The following is a 13520-nucleotide window of genomic DNA, read 5'->3' on the forward strand; positions in this document are numbered from 1 at the left end:
CGCATCTGCGGGCTTTTTATTTACTGCCAGCATGTCTACTGGCGGAATGTTACTTACTTCTTCGGTGTTACGAAACCAATAGCAGTATCGTCAACAAACTCAACCATGACGTCATCACCAGCCTTGAATTTCTCAAGACCGAGAACAGCTTGATCAACCTTAACCTTTTGCTTCTCGCCGCTTGGCATTGTGAAAGTCACGATACGGGTTTTTTGATCGATTGTTGTAATCTTTACAGTTGCATAAATCGTATCTGTTGTCTCTTCGAATGGCTTAGCAGAACCCTTACCAGCGATCACTACAGAACGTACACCAGAAACACCCGGCTTAGCATCTTTACCAGCAGCAGTTAAGCCAATTGCAATCGCTTGTGCATGCTCAACCAAGAACACATCACCTTTTTTAACTTTATCCAAATCGTTTACTGATTTAGCAACGTTCATCTGCGCCAAATTACCATTAGCATCTTTCAACACAACAATGCGCTTTTTAACATCAACAGAATCAACCGTTGCGCTCAATACAGCAACATCAGCTGCCAATGGCAACATTTTTGCAGGCAATTGTGCGAAAACGGAAGATGCACATGCAATGCCTACCGCAACAAATAAACTAGCCAGTAAAGATTTCTTCAAGATAACTCCTAATTGAGTGAAGGATTTAGATGGGCCCCAACAGGAGCCTCTGATTCATTGTAAACATGGATTGAGCTTGTCTTGTGTGGTTTCAAACGATAACCCTTCACGCTACTCATATTTGGTAAATTAACCCTAGATAACCCACTCATAAACCTCTTAATCCATTGAATTCCCTAGAAATCTTCATCAAACCTTGGACTCAAGCCTCCCAAGAGGCTTTTCGCATTCGCAAAGCAGTATTTATTGACGAGCAAGGGGTACCTGAAGAAATGGAGCTAGACGAGTTTGATGCTGCGGCACACCATGTGCTCGCCCTCCTAGGAAGCCAGTGCGTAGGGACTGCCAGGCTAGTGGATTCGGGACTGCAGTCTTTCCAAATTGGCCGCATGGCGGTATTGGCTAGTTTCCGAGGGCAAGGCATTGGCTTGGAGATCTTAAAAGCCTTGATTGATCGAGCAAAGTCTCTAGGTTCGAGCACCCTTACCTTGCACGCCCAAGTATCTGCCATCCCCTTTTATGAAAAGCTAGGCTTTCTTGCTCAGGGGCCTATGTATGAAGAAGCAGGTATCCCCCATCGTAATATGATGCTCATATTGCCTAAATCAATTTAACTCTTTATGACCGCCCTTTCTACATCCAGCGCCTTACCCTTCATTTATGTTCATCGGGTTTGTTACTCCGATACAGATGCTGCTGGCTTCGTATATCACGGCCGTTATCTAGAAATTTTTGAGCGTAGCCGTGCAGAGTGGTTGGCGCAATACAACCTGAGCCCTACCAAGCTGATGAATGACCACAATATTGTGATGCCTGTGCGCGAACTGACGATGAACTTTTATAAGCCAGGTCGCCTTGATGACATTCTCTATATTGACCAAGTCATTGAACACCGTGGTCGCACACAGGTTTCAGTAAAACAAAATGCACAGAGAAAGCTGCCGGATAGCGAAGAATTGCAAGTCATTGCTAGCGCTACTTTGCATATTGTTTGTGTAGACACAACTACTCTGAAACCAAAGGCCTGGCCTGATTGGTTTTTCCCCAATCAGTAATGTGAGTACTGGAGTGCGATATGTCTGATGGAAAATTATTAACCTTCGTCAAAGAGCTGAGTTTGCTCTTGGAGCAAAAGCCGAATGAAGAAATTGTATTCACTAAAGGCAAAAAACTTTTAGAGAATCTGATTGCAGTTGATGATTGGTTGCCCGTTGAATTCACCAAACCACACCCACAGTATTACCAGCAATATTTACTCTATGCCGATCCCTTGGATCGCTTCTCCATTGTGAGCTTTGTGTGGGGTCCAGGTCAAAAAACACCTGTGCACAATCACACGGTTTGGGGTATGGTTGGTCAATTGCGTGGCGAAGAAAAAGGGACGCCTTACTATCGCCAAGAAGAAGGTGGCTTTAAAGCTGGCGAGACCAGCATCTCTCCTCCAGGCCATGTTGACACCGTTTCACCCAATACCCACGATATTCACATTGTCGAAAACAATCTTCAGGATCAAACATCCATCAGCATTCATGTATATGGAGGGAATATCGGGCGAATCCATCGCTCCGTATTTGACCCAATCACTGGTGCCGAGAAATCGTTTGTATCCGGTTATGCCAATACAGTCGTGCCCAACCTGTGGAATCCAGCCCAAATAGGTAAATGACTTAAAATAGGGCCTCTTACTGCAAACGCTCTAGCGTGGCAGCTCACCCCATTGACCGGGATAGTCGTTTAATTGAATACGGGTCAATACATTATTGGCCCCTATGTTATTTACAGATCTTGGTTTATCAGAACCCATTCTTCGCGCTATTGCTGAAGAAGGCTACACCAGCCCCACCCCCATTCAAGCAAAATCGATTCCTGCCGTTTTAAAAGGCGGGGATCTTTTAGCAGCAGCGCAAACTGGTACTGGCAAAACTGCTGGTTTTACCTTGCCAATTCTGCAGCGCCTGAGCACAACTCCCAAAGCTGGTGGCAAAAGAGTGTTGCGTGTATTGATTTTGACTCCTACTCGCGAATTGGCTGCTCAAGTTCAAGAGTCTGTTGTGACTTACGGCAAATACACTGGCTTAAAGTCAACCGTCATCTTTGGTGGCGTTGGTGCCAATCCACAGATCAAGGCAATTGCTGGTGGCCTAGATATTTTGGTTGCAACACCAGGTCGCTTGCTAGATTTAATGTCACAAAATTGTGTATCACTCAACGATATTGAAATTCTCGTATTGGATGAAGCCGATCGCATGTTGGATATGGGATTCTTACGCGATATTAAAAAGATTTTGGCGGCACTGCCTAAGAAACGTCAGAACCTTTTGTTCTCTGCAACCTTCTCTACGGAGATCAAGCAGCTGGCAGATGACTTATTAAACTCCCCTGAACTCATTGAAGTAGCCCGCAGCAATAGTACTAACGAAGCCATTGCGCAGCTCATTCACCCGGTAGATAGAACCAAGAAGCATCCTTTATTAGCGCACCTCATCAAGGCCAATGACTGGAAGCAAGTACTGGTCTTTACCCGTACTAAGCATGGTGCCAATAAGCTCGTGACGCAGTTAGAAAAAGATGGCATCACCAGTATGGCGATTCACGGCAATAAAAGCCAAAGCGCACGCACCAAAGCCTTAGCTGACTTCAAAGCAGGCAAACTCACCGCTTTAGTGGCAACCGATATCGCCGCACGAGGAATTGATATTGACCAACTGCCCCATGTAGTGAACTATGACCTACCAAATGTGTCTGAAGATTATGTTCACCGTATTGGTCGTACAGGTCGCGCCGGCTCGAATGGTGTTGCCGTCTCTTTAGTCTGCGTTGATGAACATCAAATGCTCAGAGATATCGAAAAACTCATTAAGCAAAAACTGCCACAAGAGGTCATTGCTGGATTTGAACCAGATCCCAATGCAGTTGCTCAGCCGATTCAATTGCGTAGTCAGCAACACCAGCAATCTAGAAAGCCCCGGCCTAGTGGAGCTAGCGGTGGTGGTGCTCCAGCCAAAAAAACACCCGCCAAGCGCAGTAGCCCACCCAAGAGAAGCTTTAATCGTTAATTGATTCGCTAAAATAAGCATTCTTGCTTTTATTACTATCCAAGAGATTTGATATGACTACGTCACGCCGCTCCGCTATGAAAACCATTGCTGGCGCTTTAGCGCTGCCAGCCTATAATCCTATCTCCGCTGTATTTGCACAGTCTGCACCCAACTGGACTACTTATGAGATCGTGACGGAGGTCAATTTAGAGTCGCCCAATGGTGTTGCGCAAAGTTGGATCCCATTGCCATTAGTTTTAGATACGAATTATTTCCGTACTTTGGCTATCCGACCAGAAGCAAGCGATCCGAAAGCGGTCAATCAGGTTTATGTAACACCAGATAAACAAGCTCGTATGCTTTGGACCAAATGGGATGCATCAGCAACAAGTCATAGCGTTAAAGTGTCGATCTTAGTTAGCACATGTAATCGCAACTTAGAGATTGCCTCTCCTAATCCGGCATTAAAACTCTCTAAAGAAGAACAACGCTTTTGGACTCGTGGCACTAAGTACCTGCCGATTGATGGCATTGTGAAAACGAAGTCTCAAGAAGCGCTCGCTAATGTTCCTGCTAACGCTACTGATATTGAAAAAGCAAAAGCAATTTACAACTGGGTGGTTGATAACACTCATCGTGATCCAAAAACACGTGGTTGCGGCCAAGGTGATGTAAAACTCATGCTCGAAACCAATAATCTAGGTGGTAAATGCGCGGATATCAATGCTGTATTTGTGGCATTGGCGCGTTCAGCGGGGATCCCTGCTCGCGATGTATACGGTATCCGCATTGCTGACTCTGTTCGTGGCTATAAGAGCCTTGGCAAATCTGGTGATATTACTAAAGCACAGCATTGCCGTGCCGAGTTCTATGCCTCTGGCTATGGCTGGTTTCCAGTAGATCCTGCTGATGTGCGCAAAGTAATCCTTGAGGAAACTGGGAGTCTTGCAGTAAACGATCCCAAGGTGCTCGCGATTCGGGATTACCTCTTTGGTAATTGGGAAATGAACTGGATGGCATACAACTATGATCATGACATTGCTCTACCTGGATCCAAGCTTGGGAGCAAAGGTGACATTCCTTTCTTAATGTACCCGCAAGCAGAAAATACTGAAGGTCGTTTTGATTCGCTAGACCCAGATAACTTTAAATACAAAATTACTAGCCGTCGCATTGGCTAATAGATTACGTAGATTGATCTTGATGAGCTTCACCAAGCCAGCTATAGACTTTCTTCTTGCGCTGGCTTTTTCTTTTCTCTTCTGTCTGAGTATGAATGTCCAAGCACAATGGCGTCCAGCTGCACAAGTAGGCCCAACCCAATCTCCCCCCTTAGTCCTAAACAACTTATCGGGCAAAGCGATTGATATTGTCAGCTATAGAGGCAAAGTAGTAGTTGTGAATTTCTGGGCTAGCTGGTGTGAGCCATGCCGCGAAGAGTTTGAAGAGTTAATGCAACTACAAGAAAACTATCGATCTAAAGGGCTGGTGGTTCTCGCTGTGAATTTAGCGGAAATGAAACCTCGGATCGCACAGTTCCTCAAGGGCAATGGACTACCTGAGAATGGCATTGAGATCTTGATGGATCGCAATAGCATCACTTACAAGTCTTGGAAAGCGCGCGGTATTCCAACTACCTTTCTCATTGGCAAAACGGGCAAGATTGAGGGAGTCTGGTTTGGAGCTATTGAAAATGTCGATAGCGATGAAGTTAAAGGTAAAGTAGAAGCACTTTTACGCCAATAATATGAATACACAAACCACCATTCCTGAGTTGACTGAACCGCGCCTCACCTCCCTATCTCATGGTGGCGGATGTGGATGCAAAATTGCTCCAAGCGTACTTTCTGAGATCTTGAAGGATGTTCCGCAGCTACCTTTCCCAAAAGAATTACTAATCGGTATTGAAACATCGGATGATGCCGCCGTATATCAAATCAACGAATCCCAAGCTATCGTAGCTACAACAGATTTCTTCATGCCGATCGTGGATGATCCGTTTGATTTTGGCAAGATCGCCGCAACCAATGCGATTAGCGATATTTATGCGATGGGCGGTACACCATTATTTGCACTCGCCCTAGTTGGCATGCCAATCAAAGTTCTATCCAATAAAACCATTGCACGCATTCTTGAGGGTGGTGCTGAAGCTTGTCGTAGTGCCGGTATTCCGATTGCTGGTGGTCATACGATTGATTCGGTTGAACCCATTTATGGTCTGGTAGCGATTGGCATTGTTGAGCCCAAGCGCGTGAAGAGCAATGCTAGCGCTAAGCCAGGTGATGTTCTGATTTTGGGTAAGCCATTAGGAGTGGGTGTGATGTCAGCTGCCCTGAAAAAAGATCTCCTGGGTCCAGACGGCTATCGAGAAATGATCTCCAACACCACAAAGCTCAATTCTGCAGGGCCTGAATTAGCAAAACTCACTGGCGTGCATGCATTAACTGATGTCACTGGCTTTGGCTTAGCTGGTCACACGCTTGAGTTAGCGCGAGGCTCAAACTGCACAGCGCATATTGACTGGAGCCAAGTCCCCCTACTCTCCAATGTGCAAGCATTAGCAGATGATGGCGTGATTACTGGCGCATCCGATCGCAACTGGTTGAGCTATGGAGATGAAGTGGGTATTCCAACAGACTTTACCTTGGCTCAACGCGCCCTATTGACTGATCCACAAACGAGTGGTGGCTTACTAGTTTCCTGTAGCCCAGATTGTGTGAAAGAAGTTCTGGATATCTTTAAACAACATCACTTCTTAGGCGCCAGAGTCATTGGTCAGATGAGCAAACGACACGGTAAGTCCTTGGTTGTTTCTTAACCAATCTCTACTTCAGATTAAATACGCTTGAGAAATCAAGCTGACCATAACCTGCTTTGCTATGTGCTTCGTAGAGTTGCTGCGCCAATTTACCTAGCGGAACACTAGCTTCTAAGGCCTCCGCATTTTCTGTCGCCAAGCCCATATCCTTGAGCATGAGATCTACACCGAAACCGCCTGCATAATCCTTAGATGAAGGCACGTTATCCATGACGCCAGGACAGGGGTTATATAGCTCCAAAGCCCAATTGCGCCCGGAACTCTTAGACATTATGTCCGAAAGAATTTTTGGGTCCATACCATTTGCAATACCCAGACGCAGTGCCTCACAGGTGCCCAGCATCTGAATACCCAAGAGCATATTGTTACAAACCTTCACAGTCTGGCCAGCACCATTAGCGCCCGCATGGAAAATATTCTTACCCATCTTTTCTAGGAGGGGACGAATCCGCTCTACGGCAGACTGCTGACCACCGACCATAAAGGTTAGCGTTCCGGCTTGAGCACCTGCAGTACCACCCGAGACAGGTGCATCGACCATCTCAAAGCCCTTAGCTTGTGCTGCACTGGCAACCGCTTGGGCCACCTTTGGTGAAATCGTTGAGCAATCGACCAGGATGGTCTGAGGATAGGTATTGGCCAATAGGCCAGAGTCACCTAAATATAAACCTTCAACGTGTCGTGATGCTGGCAGCATGCTGATTAATACATCCACATTCTTTGCAGCATCGTTTGCATTGGCGACGGTTTTTCCACCTTCCTTAGCAAAAGCATCTAATTGACTTTGAACTAAATCAAATCCCGTGACTTGGTAACCTGCTTTTAGCAAATTAATGGCCATTGGCAGGCCCATATTTCCTAAACCAATAAATCCGATGTTCATATTGCTCCTAATGAAGTTTTTCTAGGTGCTCTAGGATTTTCTAGATGCTAGATATCTAACGCCTTTGGGCCCGTAGGTCTCAGTATGCACTTGCTCATAGCCCAGCTGGAATACATCTCCCACTTCATATTGCTTAGCTGTGCCGTCAATAAGCAATTCAATGCTGCCCTCTACTACTAGCGCTTGCACTGCAAATGGATGCTGATGATCGCCTATGTGACCGTCAGGCACTTGACTCACTTCGACAGGCTCTGGATATCCTGCTGCTTTTAGCGTCTGCAGAAACTCATCTTTCTTCATCTTGTATTTCTTGAATAAAAAAAGCCTAGCGGGTAAGGCTAGGCTTTTAGATCAATTGGGTAAGAATTACTTCTTAGCTTCCATTGCTTCTTTTGTCGCGGTAATTTCTTTACGACGCTCTTTGCAAGCACCAGCAATTTCTTGCAATGCCTTACGAGCGCGAGCGGCAGATGCCTTAATACCTTTTTCAATAAACTTTTCGTTTTCGGCTTTGTATGCTTCAAAAGCAGCTAACAATGTATCGTGTTGTGACATCGTGTCTCCCAGTAATCAAATAAATATTCGTTTTAACAACGAAGTCAGTATATCCCTATAAAAACTATAAAAAATGCAGGTTTTGATCAGGGATAACTCTTAGAATCAGGCCTACGCAGGGGGAACAGAGATCCTGGTAATCAGGGCCGTCATCACCCGAAATACGATAAAAAACCCACTTTTAGGGCATTCTGAGCAATATATTGTCAAAACCCAGCTTAAAACCACCCTATTACGGCTTCAGGCCCTCTGAAAAAACTGTTTCTGGTGCAGTTGCAGCAAAATAGAGCCATCCAGAAACGGGGGTCAGACAAGCCCCCCTATCATTTACGTCTACTAAGTCCTTACATCACTCGCATGAGCTACCAAACTAAAAATTATTCTTTTGTACGCAATAAACTTTTAAATAAAGAAGAGATCGCCTTCTTAGATGTACGCGAAGAAGATCCGCATGCGCGCGAGCATCCGTTGTTTGCTGCAAACCTGCCACTCTCTCGGATTGAGATTGATGCCTATGCAAAGATGCCGAGAAAAGATGTTCCTATTGTTACTTTAGATGACGGGGAAGGTTATGCAGAATTAGCAGCTCAAAGATTAAGCGCTCTCGGTTTTAGTAATGTCTCTGTACTTGATGGGGGAGTGCAGGGCTGGAAGGCTGCTGGCGGTGAAGTATTTAAAGACGTCAATGTTCCAAGCAAATCGTTTGGTGAACTAGTTGAATCCAAGCGCCATACACCCTCCCTATCTGCTCAAGAAGTGAAACAACTCATCGACAACAAAGAAGATGTGGTGGTAGTTGATGTGCGCCGCTTTGATGAATACAACACGATGAGTATTCCAACGGGGATTAGCGTTCCAGGCGCAGAACTAGTCCTACGCTTGCCTGAGCTCGCCCCTAACCCGAAGACCAAGATCATTGTCAATTGCGCAGGACGAACACGCAGCATTATTGGCACGCAATCTTTAATCAATGCCGGCATTCCGAATGAGGTGAATGCATTGCGTAACGGAACCATTGGCTGGACCTTGGCCGGTCAAGAGCTCGACAAAGGCCAAAGTAGAAAGTTTAAGGAAGTTGGCGAGGAAACAACTGCTCAAGCTGCACAACGTGCTCGTAGCGTCGCTGATCGCGCTGGCGTAAAGCGTGCCACTCTTGCTGACATCGCCCAATGGAAATCACAAGCAGAGCGTACAACGTATTTCTTTGACACTCGCACGCCTGAAGAATATGAAGCGGGTCATCTTCCAGGATTTCGCTCTGTACCCGGCGGTCAACTTGTTCAAGAAACGGAAATGGTGGCACCAGTGCGCGGTGCGCGAGTGGTCTTAGTTGATCCCAGTGGTGGCAGTGTAAGAGCAAATATGCCCGCCTCTTGGTTGGCACAGATGGCCTGGGATGTTTATGTTTTAGATCACGTTCAGACTGCCGATCTGAGCGAAAAAGGTCTCTGGAAAGCGCCGCTACCCACCCTGCCCCAGCTTGAGACCGTAGATGCAGTTACCGTCTCTCATTGGCTCAAGACTGACAGCAATACGATTGCGATTGATTTCAGTACGCATGCGAATTATGTCAAGGGCCATATACCTGGAAGTTGGTACGCCTTACGCTCACAACTGACTGAAGCTATTGCAAAAATTCCGCAGGTAGATCGCTATGTATTAACTAGCACCCCTGCAGAACTAAGCGCTTTTGTTGCGCCAGAGTTTCAGGCACTCACTCAAGCCGAAGTAGTAGTGCTCGAAGGCGGAAATGCCGCCTGGGTTGCAGCTGAATTAGATCTAGAAAAAGGTCCGAGCCACCTGGCCTCCCCTCCACTAGATCGCTATAAGCGTCCATACGAAGGTACCAGCGTAGATCCTGCAGCGATGCAGGCCTACTTAGACTGGGAGTTTGGATTAGTTGAACAACTGGGCAAGGACGGAACCCATCACTTCTGGGTCCTCTAAGTCCTTGCAGCTGTATTAAGAACCGATGTTACGCAATCTTATTGCGCAGAATGCCGATACCAGTGATATTGGTTTCCATGATATCGCCGGGCTTCATAAACTCTTGAGGCGTTCTGCCTGCACCAACTCCAGATGGTGTACCAGTCGCAATAATGTCACCAGGTAACAGGGTTAGGCCGCGTGATAGCTCAGCAATAATGGCTGGGATCTTGAAATACATTTGCTTGTAACTCGCGTTTTGTTTTTCAACACCATTCACACGGCAAATAATGCGAGTGTCATCCAAATTCACGCCGCCTGCAGTAACAACCCATGGACCCATTGGGCCATGACCATCTAGGCTCTTGCCTTTAAACCATTGACCAGATTGACGTTTTTGCTGAATATCACGCGCCGTAGTGTCGTTGTAGGCAGAGTAACCAAAGACATAGTCCATGGCATTCTCTTCGGAAATATTCTTGCCCTTTTTACCAATCACTACTGCTAACTCAGCTTCCCAGTCAATCATGGTGGAGATGCCAGCATCATAAGGAATGTTATCAAATGGACCATTCATGGTTTGAGTGCCCTTGGTGAATAACACGGGAACTTTTGGATACTCTTTGACCGCAGTATCCGCACGATGCTTTAGACCCTCTTCAAAATGATCGAGGTAATTCCAGCCCACACAATAAATATTGGCTTGCGGCTTTGGAATGGGAGATAAGAGCACAATTTGATTTACGTTCTGGAGGTTTGAGCCGCGATTCTTGAAAATAGCGGCCAACTCCACTAGACCACGGTTACCAGAAGCAGCCAAGGAAATCATTGATGTTGGATCAAAGGATAGCTGCATTTTTTGGCGCACTGCCTCAGCCGGAATATCAACTACTAAGCCATCATTGCTTACCAAACCTAGTCTTGAGGTAGCGCCCATCTTTGGCAAGTAGTTGGCGATACGCAAGCCAGCCTTACCCGTCAATGGCTCAACTACGATTGGCGGTTGACCGTCAGTAGCAGCCATCACATTAGAAATAAACATGCCACTCATAGCAGCTGATGCACCTAACTTCAGCGCATCTCTCCGATTTGTATCCACAGCGTCTCCTTTGTTAATTTTTATGCAGCTTTATTAGCTTTAATACGTTGTTTATTAAACAATCTGACGTAAATATTAATACTAAAACTGCCTCTTGAGCCAATCTTGGGCAGAATATTTGAAACTTCGCTATGCTTTGGCCATGAATCATTTAAGAAGCCTATGTGTTATTCGCCTGCTAGCTTGTACGGCTATCTTGCTGGGGCTTGTTGCCTGCGAGCGCGAGACCTATAGCACTTGGAGCTGCAACACGCCTACCGAGACCAAGATCCCCATGATTCTCAGAAAAGCCCAAATGGAATTCAAAGGCAGCAAGCTAGACTTTTGCGGCAGCTTAGGCAATCTAAGCTATTTTGATCAGAAATGTACCGTTCAAACAGAGCAGTCAAATACTGTCTTTACATCTTCTTCTGGCTTGATGGTAAGCGGTGGCCAAGAGTACCAATGTACCGCCTTGTAAGCATTTCCAATGAATAAATTAAGTCCTAAAAAATTATTGCTAACTAAGTGGACTGCGGTGCAACCAATAGCCAAGCAAAAGCACTTCTTAGTCAGTAAAGTTATCCTTCCAGAGCCCCCAGAAGAAAAGATTGAGTTTGTTGAGATAGAAGCTGTCTACAGTAAGAAAACTACGCAGATTGCTTGGCGCGATCTGACGAACAGTGAGCTTTGGATTCAGGGCTGGAAATAAAAAACCGCCTCAATACTGCAGGCGGTTTGATTTATAAGAAAATAAAATTAGTCTTCTTTTTTCTTACCTGATGACGATTTTTTTACCAGCTCATCAATATTCTTTTCTGCCGTCTCTGCTACTTGGTTAACAATGCGGCGCCCTTCTTTGAACATATTCTGACCGGTTGTAGACATTTCATGAACTACTTTAGAAAGCTTGTCAGCATGTGCAGGCATTTTATTTTCTGCATCCTCTAACCAAGTTACCAAGGAGCTGCGCACTTTCTCAAGATGCTTCTCGGTTTCATCGGCAGCACCCTCGCCGAGCTCCTTAAGAACGGACTTAACTTTCTTTTGGTAGGCAGCTGCGCGCTTGGTAGCTTCTTTCGCAGCATCTTCCTGCAAACTCTTCAATTTGCTCAAATCATTTTTAGCCGCAGACTTGGCGCTGTCTAGAGCATTTTTCATGCCCCACTCAATCTCAGCCAAATGATGCTCACTTAATTTTTTCGCCGCCTCAAGCAAGGTATGCGAGTAATCAAATAGCTCTTTTGCTTTTTCACGTTGCCATTTTTGTAATTCTTGTGCATCCATCATTAAGCTCCTATTAATTAGGGGTTATTAAATCTCTTATATCAACTCTATACCGAAATTGGCTCACTGCCAATTACCCTGAATTTAAGGCATTAAAATGACAATATGATGGAAAAACAAAATATCTATGAGGCGATTGGGGGCATCGATAAGGTTGATGAGTTGGTCGATCGCTTCTACGATTTAATGGCGCTAGAGCCTCAATTTGGGGAGCTGCGCAGCATGCACCCCCAAGACCTCTCTAGCTCACGTGAAAAGCTCAAATTCTTCTTAACAGGCTGGATGGGTGGACCGGATATTTATTCCCCTAAGTATGGCCACCCCATGCTAAGGGCCAGGCACTTACCTTTTAAAATTGGACTTGCTGAGCGCAATCAATGGCTAGCTTGCATGTACCGCGCCCTTGAGGAGTGCGGTATTGAAGGCGATGTTGCAAAGCAGCTGGAAGAATCCTTTTTCAACACTGCCGACTGGATGAGAAATCAACCCAACTAAATTAGTGAAATAAAGAATGATCGAAAGCGCCCTTCAGTTATTAAGCGATCCAAATGCTTGGATTGCATTTTTTACCCTATCGGCTCTAGAAATTATTCTAGGCATCGATAACATTATCTTTATTAGCGTCATCGCCAATCGCCTACCCCTAGAAATCCGCGAGAAGGTGCGTCGTTTCGGCTTGATGTTTGCCTTAATTACCCGAATATTATTGCTCTTGAGTCTGTCATGGGTCATGAGCCTTACCAACCCACTCTTCTCATTACTTGAGCATTCTATAAGTGGCAGAGATCTTATTTTATTACTAGGTGGATTTTTCTTAATTTGGAAGGCATCTAAGGAAATCTACACCGAAGTAGAAATCGGCGATCACGAGAATGATGGTGAGAATATTGCCAGCCAAGAGACATCAAAGCCAATGCTCAGTTTATTTGTTGGCTCAGTTTTGCAAATAGGCTTACTCGATATTATCTTTTCCCTAGATAGTGTCATTACTGCTGTAGGGATGGTAGATCAAATTAGCATCATGATTGCAGCAGTGATTGCTTCTGTACTCATCATGCTGATCGCCGCCAAACCTATTGGAGACTTTGTTCACCAGCATCCCTCAATTAAAGTTCTCGCTCTGTCCTTCTTAACAGTCGTTGGCGTAGTACTCATCGCTGAAGGTATGGGGGTTCATATACCTAAGGGCTATGTTTATGTAGCAATGGCATTTTCACTAACTGTGGAGCTGTTAAATATTCGTTCGCGTGAAAAGAAAAGGCGGTCGAAGCTTGAGAAAAATTAACTGGGTTAAGCACAC

At 45.5% G+C, this 13520-nt stretch carries 18 protein-coding genes; 12 read left to right on the forward strand and 6 right to left on the reverse strand.

The annotated features are described in order from the left end of the window. Positions 1-53: 53 nt before the first annotated feature. Positions 54-635, reverse strand: coding sequence for a hypothetical protein (locus FD961_RS06170; protein ID WP_251371238.1), 582 nt, complete (start codon positions 633-635; stop codon positions 54-56). A gap of 167 nt (positions 636-802) precedes the next feature. Here FD961_RS06170 and FD961_RS06175 point away from each other — a divergent pair, with 167 nt between their 5' ends. The 7 genes from FD961_RS06175 to selD all read left to right on the forward strand — a co-directional run bounded on the left by FD961_RS06175 (position 803) and on the right by selD (position 6491). Then, positions 803-1249 (forward strand): GNAT family N-acetyltransferase, encoded by a 447-nt coding sequence (locus tag FD961_RS06175; RefSeq protein ID WP_215393104.1) that lies wholly within the window; start codon positions 803-805, stop codon positions 1247-1249. A gap of 6 nt (positions 1250-1255) precedes the next feature. Further along, the gene (locus FD961_RS06180) at positions 1256-1690 is read left to right on the forward strand and encodes a YbgC/FadM family acyl-CoA thioesterase (RefSeq protein ID WP_215393105.1); all 435 of its coding nucleotides are present in this window, start codon (positions 1256-1258) and stop codon (positions 1688-1690) included. A 20-nt stretch (positions 1691-1710) separates the two neighbouring features. Next, complete coding sequence (locus FD961_RS06185; protein WP_215393106.1) at positions 1711-2301, forward strand: hypothetical protein; 591 nt, start codon at positions 1711-1713, stop codon at positions 2299-2301. A gap of 103 nt (positions 2302-2404) precedes the next feature. Further along, positions 2405-3691: a DEAD/DEAH box helicase gene (locus FD961_RS06190; RefSeq protein WP_215393107.1), complete on the forward strand. Its 1287-nt coding sequence runs from the start codon at positions 2405-2407 to the stop codon at positions 3689-3691. A 53-nt stretch (positions 3692-3744) separates the two neighbouring features. Then, a complete protein-coding gene (locus FD961_RS06195) occupies positions 3745-4854 on the forward strand; it encodes a transglutaminase family protein (protein WP_251371239.1) in 1110 nt (369 codons plus the stop codon). A 91-nt stretch (positions 4855-4945) separates the two neighbouring features. Continuing rightward, entirely contained in the window at positions 4946-5419 is a 474-nt protein-coding gene (locus FD961_RS06200; protein ID WP_215393108.1) for a TlpA disulfide reductase family protein, read from the forward strand. A 1-nt stretch (position 5420) separates the two neighbouring features. Further along, positions 5421-6491: a selenide, water dikinase SelD gene (gene selD, locus FD961_RS06205; protein ID WP_215393109.1), complete on the forward strand. Its 1071-nt coding sequence runs from the start codon at positions 5421-5423 to the stop codon at positions 6489-6491. 7 nt (positions 6492-6498) lie between these two features. Here selD and mmsB read toward each other — a convergent pair whose 3' ends face one another. The 3 genes from mmsB to FD961_RS06220 all read right to left on the reverse strand — a co-directional run bounded on the left by mmsB (position 6499) and on the right by FD961_RS06220 (position 7929). Beyond that, a complete protein-coding gene (gene mmsB / locus FD961_RS06210) occupies positions 6499-7374 on the reverse strand; it encodes a 3-hydroxyisobutyrate dehydrogenase (RefSeq protein WP_215393110.1) in 876 nt (291 codons plus the stop codon). 30 nt (positions 7375-7404) lie between these two features. Next, entirely contained in the window at positions 7405-7674 is a 270-nt protein-coding gene (locus FD961_RS06215) for a cupin (RefSeq protein ID WP_215393111.1), read from the reverse strand. A 66-nt stretch (positions 7675-7740) separates the two neighbouring features. After that, positions 7741-7929, reverse strand: a complete 189-nt coding sequence (locus tag FD961_RS06220; RefSeq protein WP_011903187.1) for a hypothetical protein — start codon at positions 7927-7929, stop codon at positions 7741-7743. Positions 7930-8286: 357 nt separating this feature from the next. On the opposite strand from FD961_RS06220, the gene FD961_RS06225 reads away from it, so the two are divergent. After that, positions 8287-9876 (forward strand): rhodanese homology domain-containing protein, encoded by a 1590-nt coding sequence (locus FD961_RS06225; RefSeq protein WP_215393112.1) that lies wholly within the window; start codon positions 8287-8289, stop codon positions 9874-9876. A 28-nt stretch (positions 9877-9904) separates the two neighbouring features. Here FD961_RS06225 and FD961_RS06230 read toward each other — a convergent pair whose 3' ends face one another. Continuing rightward, positions 9905-10954 carry a fumarylacetoacetate hydrolase family protein gene (locus FD961_RS06230; RefSeq protein ID WP_215393113.1) on the reverse strand — a complete coding sequence of 350 codons (1050 nt, stop codon included), beginning with the start codon at positions 10952-10954 and terminating at the stop codon, positions 9905-9907. Positions 10955-11048: 94 nt separating this feature from the next. Here FD961_RS06230 and FD961_RS06235 point away from each other — a divergent pair, with 94 nt between their 5' ends. Both FD961_RS06235 and FD961_RS06240 read left to right on the forward strand, forming a co-directional pair. Further along, complete coding sequence (locus FD961_RS06235) at positions 11049-11414, forward strand: hypothetical protein (RefSeq protein WP_215393114.1); 366 nt, start codon at positions 11049-11051, stop codon at positions 11412-11414. A 9-nt stretch (positions 11415-11423) separates the two neighbouring features. Then, positions 11424-11645 carry a TIGR02450 family Trp-rich protein gene (locus FD961_RS06240; protein WP_071465432.1) on the forward strand — a complete coding sequence of 74 codons (222 nt, stop codon included), beginning with the start codon at positions 11424-11426 and terminating at the stop codon, positions 11643-11645. A 47-nt stretch (positions 11646-11692) separates the two neighbouring features. Here the strand turns inward: FD961_RS06240 and FD961_RS06245 are convergent, their stop codons facing one another. After that, entirely contained in the window at positions 11693-12223 is a 531-nt protein-coding gene (locus tag FD961_RS06245) for a phasin family protein (RefSeq protein WP_236638683.1), read from the reverse strand. 102 nt (positions 12224-12325) lie between these two features. Here FD961_RS06245 and FD961_RS06250 point away from each other — a divergent pair, with 102 nt between their 5' ends. Together FD961_RS06250 and FD961_RS06255 are read left to right on the forward strand one after the other, a co-directional pair. Continuing rightward, positions 12326-12715, forward strand: a complete 390-nt coding sequence (locus FD961_RS06250) for a group II truncated hemoglobin (protein ID WP_201721710.1) — start codon at positions 12326-12328, stop codon at positions 12713-12715. 16 nt (positions 12716-12731) lie between these two features. Next, positions 12732-13505 (forward strand): TerC family protein, encoded by a 774-nt coding sequence (locus tag FD961_RS06255; protein ID WP_215393115.1) that lies wholly within the window; start codon positions 12732-12734, stop codon positions 13503-13505. Positions 13506-13520: the final 15 nt, after the last annotated feature.

The sequence above is a fragment of the Polynucleobacter sp. TSB-Sco08W16 genome (assembly GCF_018687455.1).
Lineage (GTDB): Bacteria > Pseudomonadota > Gammaproteobacteria > Burkholderiales > Burkholderiaceae > Polynucleobacter.

Coding starts and splice junctions, on each gene's coding strand:
- FD961_RS06180 (WP_215393105.1), top strand. CDS start 1,256: ATGACCGCCCTTTCTACATCCAGCGCCTTACCCTTCATTTATGTTCAT.
- FD961_RS06240 (WP_071465432.1), top strand. CDS start 11,424: ATGAATAAATTAAGTCCTAAAAAATTATTGCTAACTAAGTGGACTGCG.
- FD961_RS06200 (WP_215393108.1), top strand. CDS start 4,946: ATGAATGTCCAAGCACAATGGCGTCCAGCTGCACAAGTAGGCCCAACC.
- FD961_RS06225 (WP_215393112.1), top strand. CDS start 8,287: ATGAGCTACCAAACTAAAAATTATTCTTTTGTACGCAATAAACTTTTA.
- FD961_RS06185 (WP_215393106.1), top strand. CDS start 1,711: ATGTCTGATGGAAAATTATTAACCTTCGTCAAAGAGCTGAGTTTGCTC.
- FD961_RS06190 (WP_215393107.1), top strand. CDS start 2,405: ATGTTATTTACAGATCTTGGTTTATCAGAACCCATTCTTCGCGCTATT.
- FD961_RS06220 (WP_011903187.1), bottom strand. CDS start 7,929: ATGTCACAACACGATACATTGTTAGCTGCTTTTGAAGCATACAAAGCC.
- FD961_RS06215 (WP_215393111.1), bottom strand. CDS start 7,674: ATGAAGAAAGATGAGTTTCTGCAGACGCTAAAAGCAGCAGGATATCCA.
- FD961_RS06255 (WP_215393115.1), top strand. CDS start 12,732: ATGATCGAAAGCGCCCTTCAGTTATTAAGCGATCCAAATGCTTGGATT.
- FD961_RS06250 (WP_201721710.1), top strand. CDS start 12,326: ATGATGGAAAAACAAAATATCTATGAGGCGATTGGGGGCATCGATAAG.
- selD (WP_215393109.1), top strand. CDS start 5,421: ATGAATACACAAACCACCATTCCTGAGTTGACTGAACCGCGCCTCACC.
- FD961_RS06195 (WP_251371239.1), top strand. CDS start 3,745: ATGACTACGTCACGCCGCTCCGCTATGAAAACCATTGCTGGCGCTTTA.
- FD961_RS06245 (WP_236638683.1), bottom strand. CDS start 12,223: ATGATGGATGCACAAGAATTACAAAAATGGCAACGTGAAAAAGCAAAA.
- mmsB (WP_215393110.1), bottom strand. CDS start 7,374: ATGAACATCGGATTTATTGGTTTAGGAAATATGGGCCTGCCAATGGCC.